General features: G+C 35.6%; 11 protein-coding genes. 4 read left to right on the top strand and 7 right to left on the bottom strand.

Translation table 11 applies throughout. The features are described from left to right. Positions 1 to 251: 251 nt before the first annotated feature. Entirely contained in the window at positions 252 to 1,034 is a 783-nt protein-coding gene (locus BLS90_RS00505; protein WP_091253732.1) for an alpha/beta fold hydrolase, read from the top strand. Here the strand turns inward: BLS90_RS00505 and BLS90_RS00500 are convergent. From BLS90_RS00500 to BLS90_RS00475, 6 genes are all read right to left on the bottom strand, one after another. Beyond that, positions 1,031 to 1,702, bottom strand: coding sequence for an ATP-binding cassette domain-containing protein (locus BLS90_RS00500; protein ID WP_091253728.1), 672 nt, complete (start codon positions 1,700 to 1,702; stop codon positions 1,031 to 1,033). The genes BLS90_RS00505 and BLS90_RS00500 overlap by 4 nt on opposite strands. After that, positions 1,699 to 1,950 (bottom strand): hypothetical protein, encoded by a 252-nt coding sequence (locus BLS90_RS00495; RefSeq protein ID WP_139171365.1) that lies wholly within the window; start codon positions 1,948 to 1,950, stop codon positions 1,699 to 1,701. The genes BLS90_RS00500 and BLS90_RS00495 overlap by 4 nt, the downstream gene beginning before the upstream one ends. Before the next feature lie 54 nt (positions 1,951 to 2,004). Then, the gene (locus BLS90_RS00490) at positions 2,005 to 4,770 is read right to left on the bottom strand and encodes a PD-(D/E)XK nuclease family protein (RefSeq protein ID WP_091253721.1); all 2,766 of its coding nucleotides are present in this window, start codon (positions 4,768 to 4,770) and stop codon (positions 2,005 to 2,007) included. Positions 4,771 to 5,046: 276 nt separating this feature from the next. Then, positions 5,047 to 6,489 (bottom strand): OmpA family protein, encoded by a 1,443-nt coding sequence (locus BLS90_RS00485; RefSeq protein ID WP_091253718.1) that lies wholly within the window; start codon positions 6,487 to 6,489, stop codon positions 5,047 to 5,049. Positions 6,490 to 6,601: 112 nt separating this feature from the next. Next, the gene (gene kbl, locus BLS90_RS00480) at positions 6,602 to 7,795 is read right to left on the bottom strand and encodes a glycine C-acetyltransferase (protein WP_091253716.1); all 1,194 of its coding nucleotides are present in this window, start codon (positions 7,793 to 7,795) and stop codon (positions 6,602 to 6,604) included. Positions 7,796 to 7,843: 48 nt separating this feature from the next. Next, positions 7,844 to 11,011 (bottom strand): UvrD-helicase domain-containing protein, encoded by a 3,168-nt coding sequence (locus BLS90_RS00475; protein ID WP_091253712.1) that lies wholly within the window; start codon positions 11,009 to 11,011, stop codon positions 7,844 to 7,846. Between the two features lie 231 nt (positions 11,012 to 11,242). Here BLS90_RS00475 and rbfA point away from each other — a divergent pair, with 231 nt between their 5' ends. Both rbfA and BLS90_RS00465 read left to right on the top strand, forming a co-directional pair. Further along, complete coding sequence (gene rbfA / locus BLS90_RS00470) at positions 11,243 to 11,635, top strand: 30S ribosome-binding factor RbfA (protein ID WP_091253703.1); 393 nt, start codon at positions 11,243 to 11,245, stop codon at positions 11,633 to 11,635. Between the two features lie 3 nt (positions 11,636 to 11,638). Beyond that, entirely contained in the window at positions 11,639 to 12,838 is a 1,200-nt protein-coding gene (locus tag BLS90_RS00465; RefSeq protein WP_091253700.1) for an ABC transporter permease, read from the top strand. 120 nt (positions 12,839 to 12,958) lie between these two features. Here BLS90_RS00465 and dusB read toward each other — a convergent pair whose 3' ends face one another. Beyond that, entirely contained in the window at positions 12,959 to 13,951 is a 993-nt protein-coding gene (gene dusB, locus BLS90_RS00460) for a tRNA dihydrouridine synthase DusB (protein WP_091253696.1), read from the bottom strand. 348 nt (positions 13,952 to 14,299) lie between these two features. Between dusB and lepA the strand changes: the two genes are divergently transcribed. Further along, positions 14,300 to 16,096 (top strand): translation elongation factor 4, encoded by a 1,797-nt coding sequence (gene lepA / locus BLS90_RS00455; protein WP_091253695.1) that lies wholly within the window; start codon positions 14,300 to 14,302, stop codon positions 16,094 to 16,096. Positions 16,097 to 16,154: the final 58 nt, after the last annotated feature.

Genomic DNA, 16,154 nt, shown 5'->3' with positions numbered 1-16,154 from the left:
TTTGAATAATTACAAACGGCTTTCAGGAATGGGAGCCGTTTTTCAACCATATAAGTCATGTAAGCAAATAGAGGTAATGCTTAAATGAACTTAAATTCCTTATATGGTTAAAAAATAGTTTTTGTTTAAATATTTTTTCAATTTCACTTTGTGCTTTTTGATATAATTCGCCATGACAACTTTAAAACTTATATGCCTTACATGGTTTAAAAAGATTAAAGCCCTAATTTTGCAAACTCTAAAAACTAAAAGTGAAACAAATTCTCTTTAAAAACACCAACATCTCCTATTCCGATACCGGGAAAGGAACCGCTATTGTCTTGCTTCATGGTTTCTTGGAAAACAAAGGCATGTGGGATTTTTATATACCCGAATTTGCCAAAAAAAACCGCGTCATCATCATTGATTTATTGGGTCATGGCGAAACGGAATGTTTGAGTTATGTGCAAACGATGGAAGATAATGCCGATGCCGTTCACGCAGTTTTATCGGAATTGCGCATCCGAAAAGCCATTTTTGTCGGGCATTCTATGGGCGGTTATGTAGCTTTGGCTTTCGCCGAATTATATCCTGACACGATAAAAGGATTGGTTTTACTAAACTCGACCTCAAGAGCCGACAGCGCCGAACGAAAAACAAATCGGGATCGAGCTATCAAAGCGGTAAAACAATCTTTTATGAATTTTGTTTCGCTTTCTATTGCAAACTTATTCAGCGAATTTAACAGAGAACGACTCGCACCAGTTATTGAAAAAGTAAAAAAGGAAGCTTTACAAACACCGCTTCAAGGAATCGTTGCTTCACTGGAAGGAATGAAAATTCGACAAGATCGGGAAGTATTGTTGCACCTTACACCCTATCCAAAATTATTGATTCTGGGCGAAAAAGATCCTGTCCTGAATTACGAGGAAACCAAAGAACAAATTGAAAACACAACGGTAAAATTAGTGACTTTTCCGGACGGACACATGAGCCACATTGAAAACCAAGACCAGTTATTGATTGTATTGTTGGCTTTTTTCAAAAGCATCTAAATCATTCCAGATTTCAAATACCCTTTTTCCACCAATTCGCTTTTGTCTTTCAAATGGTGCATTTTTCCTTCTTTCATCAACGCTAGTTTTGTGGAAACCTTAATCACATTTTCATAATTATGATCCGTGATAATTACGCCTTTTACACTAGACATTGCAGTGATTAATTCATTAATTTTTTCAATCATTATGGGTGACAAACCATTGTAAGGTTCGTCCAGCAAAACAAATTTTGACGCGTTATTTAGGATTAATTTAATTTCTAAATACCGTAATTCTCCGCCGGACAAATGCTTTATTTTTTTATCCAACATCGATTGGATCATTTCATCAGCACAAAAATCCTGTAATTTCTCTTTGGCAATAGCCAATTGAATGGTCTTTTTTATCGAAAATGAATTTGGAATAAAATTATTCTGAGGCAAATAACTGATTTCATTTAGCAAATCGCTGGTTTTTGATTTCACGATGCCATCCACCCGAACAAATTTAAAATCGGCTGTTACAATTCCGGAAATAATTTTTAACAAAGTCGATTTTCCAGAACCATTTCGTCCTAAAACACCAATAATATCGGTGGTTTCGCATTTCAAATACACATCGGAAACTATGATTTTTCCCTCATATTGTTTTTGAACACTGTCTACTTCTAAAGCACTTTTAATCATACGAGTTTCATTACTAAATTAATGAATAAAATCAGCACCATAGAAAAAACAAAATTCATCAGAAAACCATACACAAACAATTGCATTTTTGAAATTCCGTTGTTGTAATAAAACAGATATTCATTTTTAGCATTCACCTCTTTTATCAAAAGGCTAATGAAGAAACCAAAAATAATAAGCACGTATTTGAAGCTTTCAAATCCTCCAAAAACCCATGCCAAAGCGCTTATTGACACGTTTATTGTCAAAGTGCTTTTGTAAAACTCAAAGATGTTGGCTAATTTTCTAATTGGGAGTTTTGTTTAAATTATTTTTTCTTCAAAAGGAATGCTTTCATCCAAAATTTCGCTCAATAAAAGAACCATTTGCTCTAAATAATTACTCAAAATTTCTTCATTTATAATCGAATTTACTTCTTTGTCTTCTTTAAAATTAAACGGAAGAAAACCAGCTTTTAAATTCTTAAAAGAAATAATTCCGGCTTCAATTGGTTTTCCCTTCGCATCATGCTCATACATAAAAGCATACGCCAGAACCTGAATGATTTTATCGCTTTTAATATCTTCGGTTAATCGGTTCCAGGATTTCAGAGTGACGCTCGCTTTTTCTACTTTACCCGTTTTGTAATCGATAATTCGAATGACTCCGTTGCGCTCTTCAATTCTATCTACATTTCCTTTTATCAATACCGGAAACGGCAAATTCGGATGATTTAGAGTTCTTCCAAAAGTTTGTTCCAAAGCAATTATTTTTATTGCATCTCCGTTTTTAATACTTTCCAGTTCCACTTTTAGGAAATTAGAAACATTTCGTTTGGCAACTTCAAACGCCAATAAATTTCGACCTTTTTTGATTTCGCCTTCTTTATACACCAATTTAAACTGTTTCAAAACCTCAGCGTCTATTTGTTTGAAACAGTTTAAAATATCACTTTCTGAAATAAATTTACCAATAAATGGCTCGTACAAAACTTTTAGAGTTTCGTGAATAATGGTTCCCAACGTATTCAAAGCAATATTCTCCTCCACTTCTTCGACTTCGCTGATGCGTAAAATTTTCTGGAAATAAAACTGAATCGGATTCCGAATATAACTCGTCAATGCCGATGGAGAAAACCCTTTTTCGGCAATTTCTTTTAATCGTACCATCACACTTTCTGATTTTGGAATCACCATCGGTTGATAGGCCGTTTCAGGTAAAACTGCATTGTAAATTTCGTGTGTTAACGTATGATTATTTTGTTTTTCGACTTCCAGTTGGGTTATGAATCGGCTTTTTTCACCCGCATCTAATCCCTCACTTTCCGTATTATAAAGCAAATAAATGTTTTTGGCACGTTGCAACAAATGATAAAAATGATAGGTATAAATGGCGTCTTTTTCTTTGAAAGTCGGCAACCCCAATTCGCGTTTCACATCATACGGAATAAACGAGTTTTGTGATTTTCCGGCCGGAAATTTCCCTTCATTCATCGAAGTGACAATAACGGTGTCAAAATCCAAAACACGGCTTTCTAAAACGCCCATAATCTGTAAACCATTCAATGGTTCTCCTTCAAAAGAAACCTCAGCCAGATCAATTACTTGTTTGTAAATGGCGTAAAGTGTTTCTATTTTATCGATATGTGCGTGTTTCGAATAGTAATTAATCAGTTTGTTAATGACTTTAAAAATGGCAAATACAAAAGCTTTAGTTATTTTTTCTTCTTCGTTATCGTTACTTAAATTTTCTTTTATAGTTTGCAATAATCTAGAAATAGTCTCCAAGACCGGAATGGAACCTTTTTCCCATTTTTGAAATAATAAAAGAAACAACTCGCTTGGAATTATATTCAATTCCATCATTTTTTGATGCGTAATAAAAGTATAATTATTTTGATTGATGGTCTGAACAAGGGCAGTCGTTTTAGCATACGGTTCGACCAGCGGATGTGTCAAAATGTCCAATACATCTTTGTAATACAGCACATAACTTTTAGCATTTCTGGATAATGCATTCGTGTGCATTTTGAATAATTTGGCAATCAAAATCTGCGCTGGATTATTCTTACTCGAATATCCCATCGTGATATTCAAAGCACCTACACTTGATGGTAACGAATATAAAAGCGGCACCAAAAGATTTTCCTCGCCCAGAACCACAGCCACTTTATCCAGCTTGCTTTTGGGATTTTCATTTATGACATTCTCGATAATACTTCCGGCTATTTTGGCTTGACCAATAGTTTTTGGTGTACCAATAACCTGGATATTTTTAGTCTGCGAAAAATCATCTACAATCCATTCAAACGGATGCAATTTATAGTGCTTCCAATTTTCTTTGAAACGCCTAACAAACAATCCTGCATCGTGAAAGGGATCATTTAAAAAAGTTTGATCTACATCCCAATATATTTTAGCTTGGTCAGCCGCAATAAGGTGCTGTATTATTTTTTCTTCGGCAGCATTCAACGCATTAAAACCAGCAAATACAAATTGTTTCTCTTGAACAGAATTGGTAAAATGATCTAAGTTCTTAACTGCCTCGCGATAAATCAAGCCTTGATACCCGATTCCTTTGTTTAGCAAATGTGTATAAAGGGATTGATAGTAATTGGGAAGTAATTTCCAAAAATCAATATATTTTTCTAGTAAAGGAGTTTTATTTTCGACTTCAATTCCCCATTTTTTGATATCTTCAATATCTTTCAGATACGAAAGCACGTGAGAAGGATCTAATAAATAGCGGTCAATTTCATTAAAGTCCTGTAGGAGTGTTTTAGCCCAGTTGGCAAACAACTCAAAGGATTGTTGGTTTGCTTTATCGGTAATAGATAAGTAGACTTCGTAAAATTCAAATAACAATTCGATAGGATCAATAGCGCGGATCCCTGCTATATTTTGTACAAAATCCTCGATACTTATAATTTCGGGCGAAAGTATATTTGTGGTAACTTGATTTTTTACCGCTTCAATCAGAAATATTTTAGCCCGTTTGTTTGGTAAAACTACAATTGTATTGGAAAGATTGTCCGAGTAATTTTCGATTAAAACTGAAGCTATTTTATCTAAAAAAGAAGTATTTGTCATTCTATAAAAATAAAAAAACGTCCCGATAAATCGAGGCGTTTTCTAAAAATATTTTGAATAAAATTATTTTTGCAAAATAACTTCTGTTCTTCTGTTTTTAGCTTTACCAAGAGCAGTTTTATTTGTTTCAACTGGACTTCCTTCACCAAAACCAACAGCATTTAGGTTTACATCTTTAATACGTCATTCAAATAAAGCTTCTCTAACACGTTACTCTATCTATAAAAAAAACGCCCCGATAAATCGAGGCGTTTTCTAAAAATATTTCGAATAAAATTATTTTTGTAAAATAACTTCTGTTCTTCTGTTTTTAGCTTTACCAGCAGCAGTTTTATTTGTTTCAACTGGACTTCCTTCACCAAAACCAACAGCATTTAGGTTTTCACCTTTAATACCTCTTTCTAATAAAGCTTCTCTAACTACGTTAGCTCTATCTTCAGAAAGTGTTTGATTGTATGCATCTGAACCATCGCTATCAGTATGTCCTTCAACACTGAATTTAGCATTAGGGTAGTTTTTAAGAATATTTGCCATAGCATCTAATCTAGCTGGAACATCACCAACTTTGAAAGTAGCTTTACCTGAATTAAAGTAGATTGCTCTAGCTTGAATTTTAAGGTTATCTAACGCTTCAGTAGTTACTTCAGGACATCCTCTGTTGCTAGCTGGACCAGCTACAGTAGGACAATCGTCATCTTTGTCTAATACTCCGTCTCCGTCAGTATCAGGCCAAGGACATCCACCATTTTCTTTAGGACCTGCAACAGTAGGACATTTGTCATCTTTGTCAGCAATTCCGTCACCGTCAGCATCTGGACAACCGTTTAATGCAGCTAAACCAAAAACAGTAGGACAAGCATCATTTTTATCAGCAACACCATCTCCGTCAGTATCAGGACAACCGTTTAATGCAGCTAGACCAAAATCATTTGGACATTCGTCAGCACTATCTTGAATTCCATCTCCATCAGTATCAGGACAACCGTTGAATTCTTTCAAACCAGCAACTTCTGGACAAGCATCATCTTTGTCGTAGATTCCATCACCATCAGTATCTTTTCCTCCAAATTTGAAGATAAGACCAGCAGTGTGTTGAAAAAGAGAAGGAGCATCTGGAGTAGCAAAATCAACATTACCTTCCGTTCTATCACCAAAAGCTTTTTTGTATCTTGTAGCAATTTCCAAACCTACATTTTCAGAAAACCAGAAAGTCAAACCTGCACCAGGATTGAATGTTCCAAAACTACTATCTCCGAAGAAAGTATAACCTCCACCAACAGATAAAGACGGATCAATAACTTTAGATTTAATTAGGTTCATGAAGCTATATTTAATAGTAGCATCAACACCATAATACATTAAATCACCTGGATTAGTTACATGATATCCTCTAGAATCATGACCTACAGTACCTGGAGCAAAAGTTACAAATTTGTCAATTTTGTTAACAGATCCAGCAAGACCGAAAGAGAAATTATCTCCTACATATCTAGAAACACTTAAATAAGATACAGATGGAAGAATATTCCAATTGTCTTTCACTGCAAAAGGTTGAGAAAAATGACGGTCAAGCCAGTTATGTCCTCCCTCTGCACCAGCTTTGGTGTCAACGGCATTAACTCCAAAAGCGATAGCCCAAGGATTGTTACTGTCTTGTGCGTGAGAGCTTAAACCCATCACCATCATCACAGCAACTAAAATTTTGTTAAGATGTTTCATACTTAATTTTTTTAATTACAATTTAGTTAATTATATGCAAAAATAGTACGTAAATTTTAAACTACAAAATTAAATGTTAAAAAAAGCCCTTATATTAAGCCAAAAGTGGGAATTATACAACATTCAGAGCTTTTCCAACCTCAATAAATGCCTTTATTGCCTTATCTAAATGAGCTTTTGTATGCGCTGCAGAGAGTTGAACTCTTATTCTCGCCTTGTCTTTTGGGACTACGGGAAAAAAGAAGCCTATCACATAGATGCCTTTTTTTAACAGTTCATCAGCCATAGTTTGTGATAATTTTGCATCATAAAGCATCACCGGAACTATAGCAGAGTCCCCATCAACGATGTCAAATCCCGCATTTTCCATTCCTGTTTTAAAATAATTGGTATTCCACTCTAGTTTATCGCGTAACGTGGTGTCCTTTTCTAATAATTCAAATACTTTGATGGAAGCACCTACAATTGCAGGAGCTAGCGAATTAGAAAACAAATACGGCCTGGATCTTTGACGTAATATTTCGATAATTTCTTTTTTGGCGGTCGTGTATCCGCCCATCGCTCCACCAAGTGCTTTACCAAGTGTTCCTGTAATGATATCAACACGACCCATTACGCCTTTAGCCTCCGGCGTTCCTTTTCCCGTGGATCCAATAAATCCAGCAGCATGACATTCATCTACCATGACCATCGCATCATACTTATCAGCTAGATCACAAATTTTATCCAAAGGAGCTACAAGACCATCCATCGAGAAAACGCCATCGGTAACAATTAATTTAAAACGAGTTCCAGCTTCAGTAGCCTTAATTAACTGTTGTTCTAAGTCTTGCATGTCGCTGTTAACATAACGATATCGTGCTGCTTTACACAAACGAACACCATCAATAATAGAGGCATGATTCAAACTATCCGAAATAATGCAATCTTGCTCTCCCAATAATGGTTCGAAAACCCCGCCATTCGCGTCAAAAGCTGCTGCGTAAAGAATAGTATCTTCTGTTCCGTAAAATTCTGAAATCTTTCTTTCTAATGTTTTATGAATATCCTGTGTTCCACAAATAAAACGAACCGACGACATACCGAAACCATGCGAATCCAAGGCGTCTTTTGCAGCCTGAATCACTTCCGGGTGCGATGACAATCCTAAGTAATTATTGGAACAAAAATTTAAAACAGTTTCTCCAGTTGAAATAGTAATTTCTGCTCCTTGAGGCGAGGTAATAATTCGTTCCTTTTTAAAAATTCCGTTATCCTCGATGGTTTGTATTTCTGCTTGAAGATGTTCTTTTATTTTTCCGTACATTTTTTATGTTTTTAAAGTTCAATTTTTGCGAATAATTCATTTTTCAGTCTACAAATTTACTACATCGATTTCTTTTCCGATATAAATAAGTGCTTTTTTTACCACTTTATAGCCCATTAATTCAATTGCACTTTGGTAATTTTCCAATTGCAATTGGTATTTTGAATTGTGCGTTCCTGTTTTATAGTCCAGTAAAAACACTTCATTATCTTTGGTTAAAACCATTCTATCTGGCTTGATGGTTTTTCCCTGCATTTGAATGATGGTTTGCTCGTTCCATACTTCATTCCCTTCAGCAAAAAAAATCTCTAACTCCCTGTGATTAACAATTTCCCAAATTGTTTTATAAACCGTTTCTTTTTGACTAAAAATAATTAAGCCGTTTTCAATTGATTTTGTAATTGCTAAATCAATGTCATTTTTAATCTTTACAAAAGACAGAATTTCGTGAATAACATTTCCATATTCTATCGCTTCTTGTTGAAGTGTACCCCACATCAAAGCCTCTCGTTGTGCAATTTTAATATTTTTTGGATTCAGAATTTCCGCAACCAAAGGGATTCTTTTAGAAGTATCAACGTGCTTTTTATTTGTTGACAGTTTAGTCTCTTTCCCAAATTCATATTTTAACTCATCTGCCTTGAATAGGTTTTTACTTTCCAAATAATTGATAAAAAAGGTGCACATGTTATTTTTAGGAACTTCCCCTTTTCGAGATAAATTCATATTGGAAATCACATATAGTTGTTCTTCAGCCCGAGTTAAGGCTACATACAAAACATTAATATTGTCCAATAGTTCTTCCTGCTTTTTTTGATTGTAAACCCCAGCAGCTTCTTCTCCAAACCCTTCTACCGCACTACTATTATCAATTAAAACCTTTGGCAAACCAAAATCCTGCTCCTCAGCATTCAACCATAACTTATCTTTTGGCTTTCTGTTGTAATCTTCCTCCGCAAAAGGAAAAATCACGACTGGAAATTCCAATCCTTTTGATTTATGAATCGTCATAATCCGAACGGCATTAGTCCCTTCGGGAGACGGAATACTGAATTTCTCCGCATTTTTATCCCAGAAATTCAAGAAATCTGAAATTCCTGCTTGGTTACGAATGTCACGCTCGAGAACGATGTCTAGGAAGTATTGGACGTAGGCATTGCTTATTTTTGGATTTAGAAATTTCGAAATAATAACCTCTACAACTTCATACAATGATTTTTTTCGAATGTTTTGAAACGAAAGTGAAACCTCAAAACTCATCAACCAGTTTTCAAAATCCGTTTCTTGAAACAACGACATTCCTTTGGCAATAAAATCATGAACGGGTAATTTATCCTGACTGTTTTGAGCTAAATATTGAAGAAAGTTTGCTTTGGATTCCAAGTCAGAACTATTTTTCAAATATTTCAATAAATGAATAATCAATCTAACTTCTGTCGCATTTTGAATCATCAAGGTTTCTGATGACAACAGCGGAATTTGTTGTTCAGTCAAATAAGTAGCAATCGCAATTCCTTGACTCCGTTTTCTGGTCAAAATTACAATGTCTTTGTATTCAAAGCCTTCCCTAATTACTTTTTGAATGGTGTTTAATGTCGCCAAAACATACAACTCTGTTTTGTCCAACGTCTCTTCCTCCCCCGAAGTTTCGGGATTATCATCTGTTTTTTCTACTTTTGGAATGAAAGAAATATTTACATAACCGCCCTTTTTATCATTCAACTTCTGATGACTGTGATTGGCATATAAATCTTTATAATCTAAGTGATCAAACTCATTCGACAGCATTTTAAAAAAACCATTATTAAATTCAATTACCTGTGAATACGAACGGTAATTTTTATCTAAATGTTTGAGAACTTTCTCCTTATTATTAAACGGATTTTGGTCTTTACTCAAATCTATAAATTGCTCTGCTTTGCCGCCACGCCATCTGTAAATGGACTGCTTTGGATCGCCAACAATCATCAAAGTCCCCTTTTCACCATCAATTTCGCTAGATGTGGCATTATCAATTAATGGAATCAAATTCTGCCATTGCATTACGGATGTATCCTGAAATTCGTCTATAAAAAAGTGACGATATCGTTCTCCCAATCGCTCGTATATAAAAGGAGCGGGTTGGTTTTGAATTTCCCTATGAATTATTGCATTAAATTCGGAAATAGAAAGCACATTTTGCTCACTTTGGATTTTTGCCAATTCATTACTAACAGTGTTCAACAACGACAAAGGCGTTATGTTTTTTAGGAAAGCTTTGTAGAAATTTCTCTTTTCAAAAGCTTTATAAATAGTATCTACTAGTTGAAGTAATTCAGGAATTATGTTTTCAATAATCGCTCGGTCTTTTGCCGTTTTATTAATTTTTATATCATCGAATTCGTGATACGTTTTGTTTTTTGGATTGAACTTAACTTCTTGAATGCTGATCAAATGTTTTGGGAAATATGCTCCAGAAAACGACTTACTATCAATTCCGTTTTTTTCTATTAGCAAAAGGGCTTCCTCTGCCAAGGCAACACTTTCTTTCTCCAAAACTTTACAGGCCTCGTTCAATTTTGCTTTAATTGCTACAAAATCAGCTATTGACTTGTCATGGAAATGGGTAATTTCGTTTCGGTTATTTTCGTTTAAAACCAAACGACCAGTATCAAGAATCTCCCGTGAAATATCCCATGACTTGTCATCATCGGTTTTTTCCATCGTGAAATCAATCAATAACTTTGTCAAAGTTTCATCTTCCCCGGCTTGAGCTATTATGGCATCAACAGCTTCCACCAACAAATTTTCAGTATCCAAAGTAACTTCAAAAGTCATAGGCAAACCTAAATCATGAGCAAACGCGCGAATTACTTTATGCGTGAATTTATCAATGGTCGAAATATCAAAAGCGGCATAATTATGAATTATATGCTTGATGATTTGTTGTGATTTGGTTTTTATTTGAATAACAGAAAGTGCTGTATCCACTGCCAAATCCTGCATTAAATCTACTGCTTTTGAGCTTGGTTCGTCTTTAGCAAATTCAGAAAGACTGCCTACGATGCGGCCTTTCATTTCGTGAACAGCTTTGTTCGTAAAAGTAATGGCGAGAATATTGCGATACGCGTCATTTTTCTTGGCAACAAGAATAATTTTTAAATATTCTTTGACTAGCGCATAGGTTTTTCCGCTACCTGCCGATGCATCGTATATGGAGAAGGATGGTCTTTGCATTAAGATTTTTGATTTTTGATTAACGATTTTAGATTTCTGATTTAAGATAAGCTTTCTAATTTCCTAAATCTCCTAGCCCTGATGGAAACGACATCCTTTCTTGCCGGTTTTCGGCAAGAAAGATATAGTGAACAGCAGGAAATAGCTTCTAAAAACACCACTATTAACAGGTTACTTTTAAAATTTGTCTTGAAACTTCGGGGTAAACCTTAAAAGTAGTATTTTTGCAGCATGGAAACAAATAGACAGAAAAAAATAGGTGGGGTGATCCAAAAAGATTTGGTGGATATTCTGCAAGGTGAAGTGAGAAAAAACGGAGTTAGTAATTTGATAATTTCGGTGTCCAAGGTTGTTGTTACTTCAGATTTATCTGTAGCGACGGTTCATTTAAGTGTTTTCCCTCAGGATAAAGCAAAAGAAATTTTAGAGGCAGTAAAGTCGAATTCTAAAACAATAAAACATGACTTATCACAAAGAGTGCGTTTGCAATTAAGAAAAGTTCCAAATTTGGTTTTCTTTATTGATGACTCTTTGGATTACATTGAAAAAATTGACAATGCCTTGGCAAATAGAGACAATCCTATAGAAAATAGAGAGTTACTCGACAAACGCAGATTTCAATAAAATTTGAATTTTCCCCTTTACATAGCCAAACGCTATATTCTTAGCAACAGTAAAAACAACGCTATCAATATCATCAATCGCATTGCCAGCATGGGAATTATTGTTGGTGCAATGGCTTTGTTTGTGGTTTTATCCGTTTTTAGCGGACTAAAAGTTTTTAGTCTTTCGTTTACCAATGACATTGATCCCGATTTAAAAATAAGCAGTATTTTAGGAAAATCCTTTTTGATTACTCCAAATCAGGAAAGCCAAATCAAGAAAATTGAAGGTCTTGCATCCTATACCAAAATTATTGAAGAGCGGGTTTTATTCACTTTTGACGGTAAACAGGAAGTTACCTATCTAAAAGGTGTGGATTCTAATTTTAATCAAGTAAATGCTATTGAAACCAAACTTTTCAACGGCCAATGGTTGAAACCAGATACGTATCAAGTGGTAGTAGGGTATGGGATTGCCCAGACATTCTCCATGGGGTTGCTAGATTTTAATCGTCAATTGGAAGTTTTAGTTCCAAAACCCGGAAAAGGGACCATAGAAAATCCAGAACAAGCTTTTAACAAAACGGATCTGATTCCTGTTGGAATTTATGCCATTAGTGAAGACTTGGATTCCAAATATGTTTTTGCCGATTTAGGTTTAGCTCAGGAATTGTTGGAATACAAAACCAATCAAGTTTCGGGAATTGAAATCAAGACCAAAACTAGCGCTAATGAAACGGATATTAGCAACCAACTTCTAACTATTTTCAAAAATAAAATTACCGTAAAAAACAGAGCGCAACTCAACGAATCGCTCTACAAAATGTTGAATACTGAGAATATTGCGGTTTATTTAATATTTACTTTGGTGATTGTCGTCGCACTTTTTAATTTAATTGGCGCGTTGATTATGATGATTTTAGACAAAAAAGGAAACCTAAAAACCCTTTTTAATCTAGGAACCGAAATCAAAGATTTACGTAAAATATTCTTGCTACAAGGTACTTTATTGAGTGTTTTTGGTGGGATTATCGGGCTGGTTTTAGGAATTATAATTGTTTTGATACAAGAATATTTTCAACTGATTATGATTACACCTACTCTTGCTTATCCGGTAATTTTCTCTCTCGAAAATGTACTTATTGTAATGGGTACTATTATTTCGCTTGGATTTATAGCTTCGCTGATTGCGAGTAGTCGGGTGAGCAAGAAGTTGTTGGAATGAGATTTTTGATTGATGATTAACGATTTTTGATTTCAGATTTTAAAAAATAAAACACAAATTCCACTAATTTACACGAAATCATTTGTGCAAATTAGTGGAATTTGTGTTTAAAATATTTAGTTAAACAACTTCATATCCTGCATACGTTTCTTCGATTTCATTCAAAGCAGCGAATAATTCTTCAGGACGATCCAGCGTTACTAATTTTTGTTTGTGGGGTTTGAAAGAATGAATTCCTTTGAAATAATTGGTGTAATGCGGTCGTGTTTCCACAATTCCTAGTCTTTCTCCTTTCCATTCCATTGCCCAAGTAAGGTGATTTCGCACGGCTTCGACTCTATCAATAACAGTTGGTTTTGGCAAATGTTCACCTGTTTTGAAGTAATGTTTAATTTCATCAAAAATCCAAGGATAACCAATCGCAGCACGACCAATCATGATTCCGTCAATACCGTATTCATTTTTATATTGCAATGCTTTTTCCGGAGAATCGATATCACCATTGCCAAAAATAGGCATCGTAATTCTGGGGTTGTTTTTTACACGGGCAATATGCGACCAGTCGGAATGACCTTTGTACATTTGAGCACGAGTTCTGGCGTGTATGCTCAAAGCAGCCACACCAATATCTTGCAAACGCTCTGCAACCTCATCAATATTGATGGAATTATCATCCCAACCCAAACGGGTTTTTACGGTAACCGGTAAATGTGTGCTGTCAATTACGGCTTTTGTCAGGCGAATCATTAAATCTACATCTTTAAGAACTCCAGCACCAGCGCCTTTGCAAACGACTTTTTTGACAGGACAACCAAAGTTGATATCAATTATATCTGGATTTACGGCAGAAACAATTTTGGAGGACATGGCCATAGCTTCTTCATCGCCACCAAAAATCTGAATTCCAACTGGACGTTCGTAATCGAAGATGTCTAATTTCATTCGGCTTTTGATGGCGTCACGAATTAATCCTTCGGAAGAAATAAATTCGGAGTACATCATATCGGCACCGTGCGCTTTACACAACCTGCGGAAAGGCGGATCGCTCACATCTTCCATTGGCGCAAGAAGTAAAGGGAATTCGGGTAATATTATGTTGCCAATCTTGATCATCTTCCTTAATTTTTTGCAAAATTACGATATTTAGCTGAAAGGAGAAAAGAAGAAAGGAGAAAGACTTCGTATTAAAGCGATTAGTTTACATATTCGGGACTTTGAAACTGTTGAATTTAGCCTATATTTGCAGATTAATTGTCGTGGTTTGGCGATTGCGTGAGATTTGAGATTAAGAGGAGGACAGCCAGTGGCTGTCAGGTAATTTAAAATAAACTGGTATTTGCGTGAGGGATAGCCGTGTAAAGCCCACAGTAAAGTGTAGCGACAGCGGAACTTTACGAGGACTTGAAACGGATAGCCCGACCCTTGTGGTCACGCCCAAAATAAATTTGATATAAACGGAAAATGAAACATATAAGAAATTTTTGCATTATTGCACATATTGATCACGGAAAAAGTACGCTTGCGGACCGTTTACTTGGGGCGACTCAAACGGTAACTGCTCGTGAAGAGAAGGCGCAATTGCTGGATAACATGGACTTGGAACGCGAACGTGGAATCACGATTAAGAGTCACGCGATTCAGATGGAATATACGTATAAAGGACAAGAATATATCTTGAACTTGATTGACACTCCGGGACACGTGGATTTTTCATACGAAGTTTCTCGTTCAATTGCAGCTTGTGAAGGTGCGCTTTTGATTGTAGATGCGGCACAAAGCATCCAAGCACAAACGATTTCAAATTTGTATTTGGCTTTAGAAAATGACTTGGAAATTATTCCGGTTTTGAATAAAGTGGATTTACCAAGCGCCAACCCTGAGGAAGTGAGTGATGATATTATTGATTTACTAGGATGTAAACTGGAAGATATTATACATGCATCTGGGAAAACAGGTTTTGGTGTCGAAAATATTTTAGCCGCTATTATCGAAAAAATTCCGCCACCCTCAGGAAATGTCGATGAACCATTGCAGGCATTGATTTTTGACTCACATTACAACCCGTTTCGCGGAATTGAAGTTATTTTCCGTGTGAAGAACGGACAGATTAAAAAAGGCCAGAAGATTAAATTCATGGCTACCGGAAATGAATATTTTGCAGACGAAATTGGTACTTTAAAATTGAATCAAGTTCCAAAGCAAGTAATTTCAGCTGGTGATGTTGGGTATTTAATTTCTGGAATTAAGGAAGCCAAAGAAGTAAAAGTAGGAGATACGTTGACGGATGCAAAAACACCAACAACGAATATCATTAAAGGTTTTGAAGATGTGAAACCAATGGTTTTTGCTGGGATATATCCTGTAGATACTGAAGATTACGAGGAGTTGAGAAACTCGATGGAAAAATTACAGTTAAACGATGCTTCGTTGGTCTTTCTACCGGAAAGTTCTGCAGCTCTAGGTTTTGGTTTCCGTTGTGGGTTCCTTGGAATGTTGCACATGGAAATTATCCAAGAGCGTTTAGAGAGAGAATTCAACATGACGGTTATTACTACGGTTCCCAACGTTTCGTATTTGGCTTACACCAAAAAGGATCCAACAACGCCACTTATTGTAAACAACCCTTCGGATTTGCCGGAGCCTTCTCGTTTAGACCATGTTGAAGAACCTTTTATCAAGGCTACCATCATTACCAAATCCGATTATGTTGGAAACGTAATGAGTTTATGCATCGAAAAACGAGGGTTGATTACCAATCAGACGTATTTGACTACGGAACGTGTAGAGTTGACTTTTGATATGCCGTTGGCTGAGATTGTATTTGATTTTTACGACCGTTTGAAAACAGTTTCTAAGGGATATGCCTCGTTTGACTATACGCCAATTGGGTTGCGAACTTCTAATTTAGTGAAAGTGGATATTTTATTGAACGCTACAATAGTTGATGCTTTGTCCTCTTTGATGCATGCCGATAATGCATATTCTATAGGGAAAAAAATGTGCGAAAAACTGAAAGAATTGATTCCGCGTCAGCAATTTGACATTCCTGTTCAAGCAGCTATCGGGGTGAAAGTAATCTCACGTGAAACTATAAAAGCGTTGCGTAAAGACGTTACCGCAAAATGTTACGGTGGAGATATTTCACGTAAACGTAAATTATTGGAAAAACAGAAAAAAGGTAAAAAACGAATGAGATTGGTTGGAAATGTTGAAATTCCACAAGAAGCGTTTATGGCGGTTTTGAAGTTGAATGATTAGATTTTTTTAGAAGGAAGAATATAGAGAATAGAATATAGAGAAAACCTGACGATGAAAA

Origin of the sequence: Flavobacterium omnivorum, assembly GCF_900099915.1 — a bacterium.
Lineage (GTDB): Bacteria > Bacteroidota > Bacteroidia > Flavobacteriales > Flavobacteriaceae > Flavobacterium > Flavobacterium omnivorum.
The sequence above is the reverse complement of the archived record's forward strand: the minus strand, read 5'-3'. Positions and strand labels throughout refer to the sequence as shown.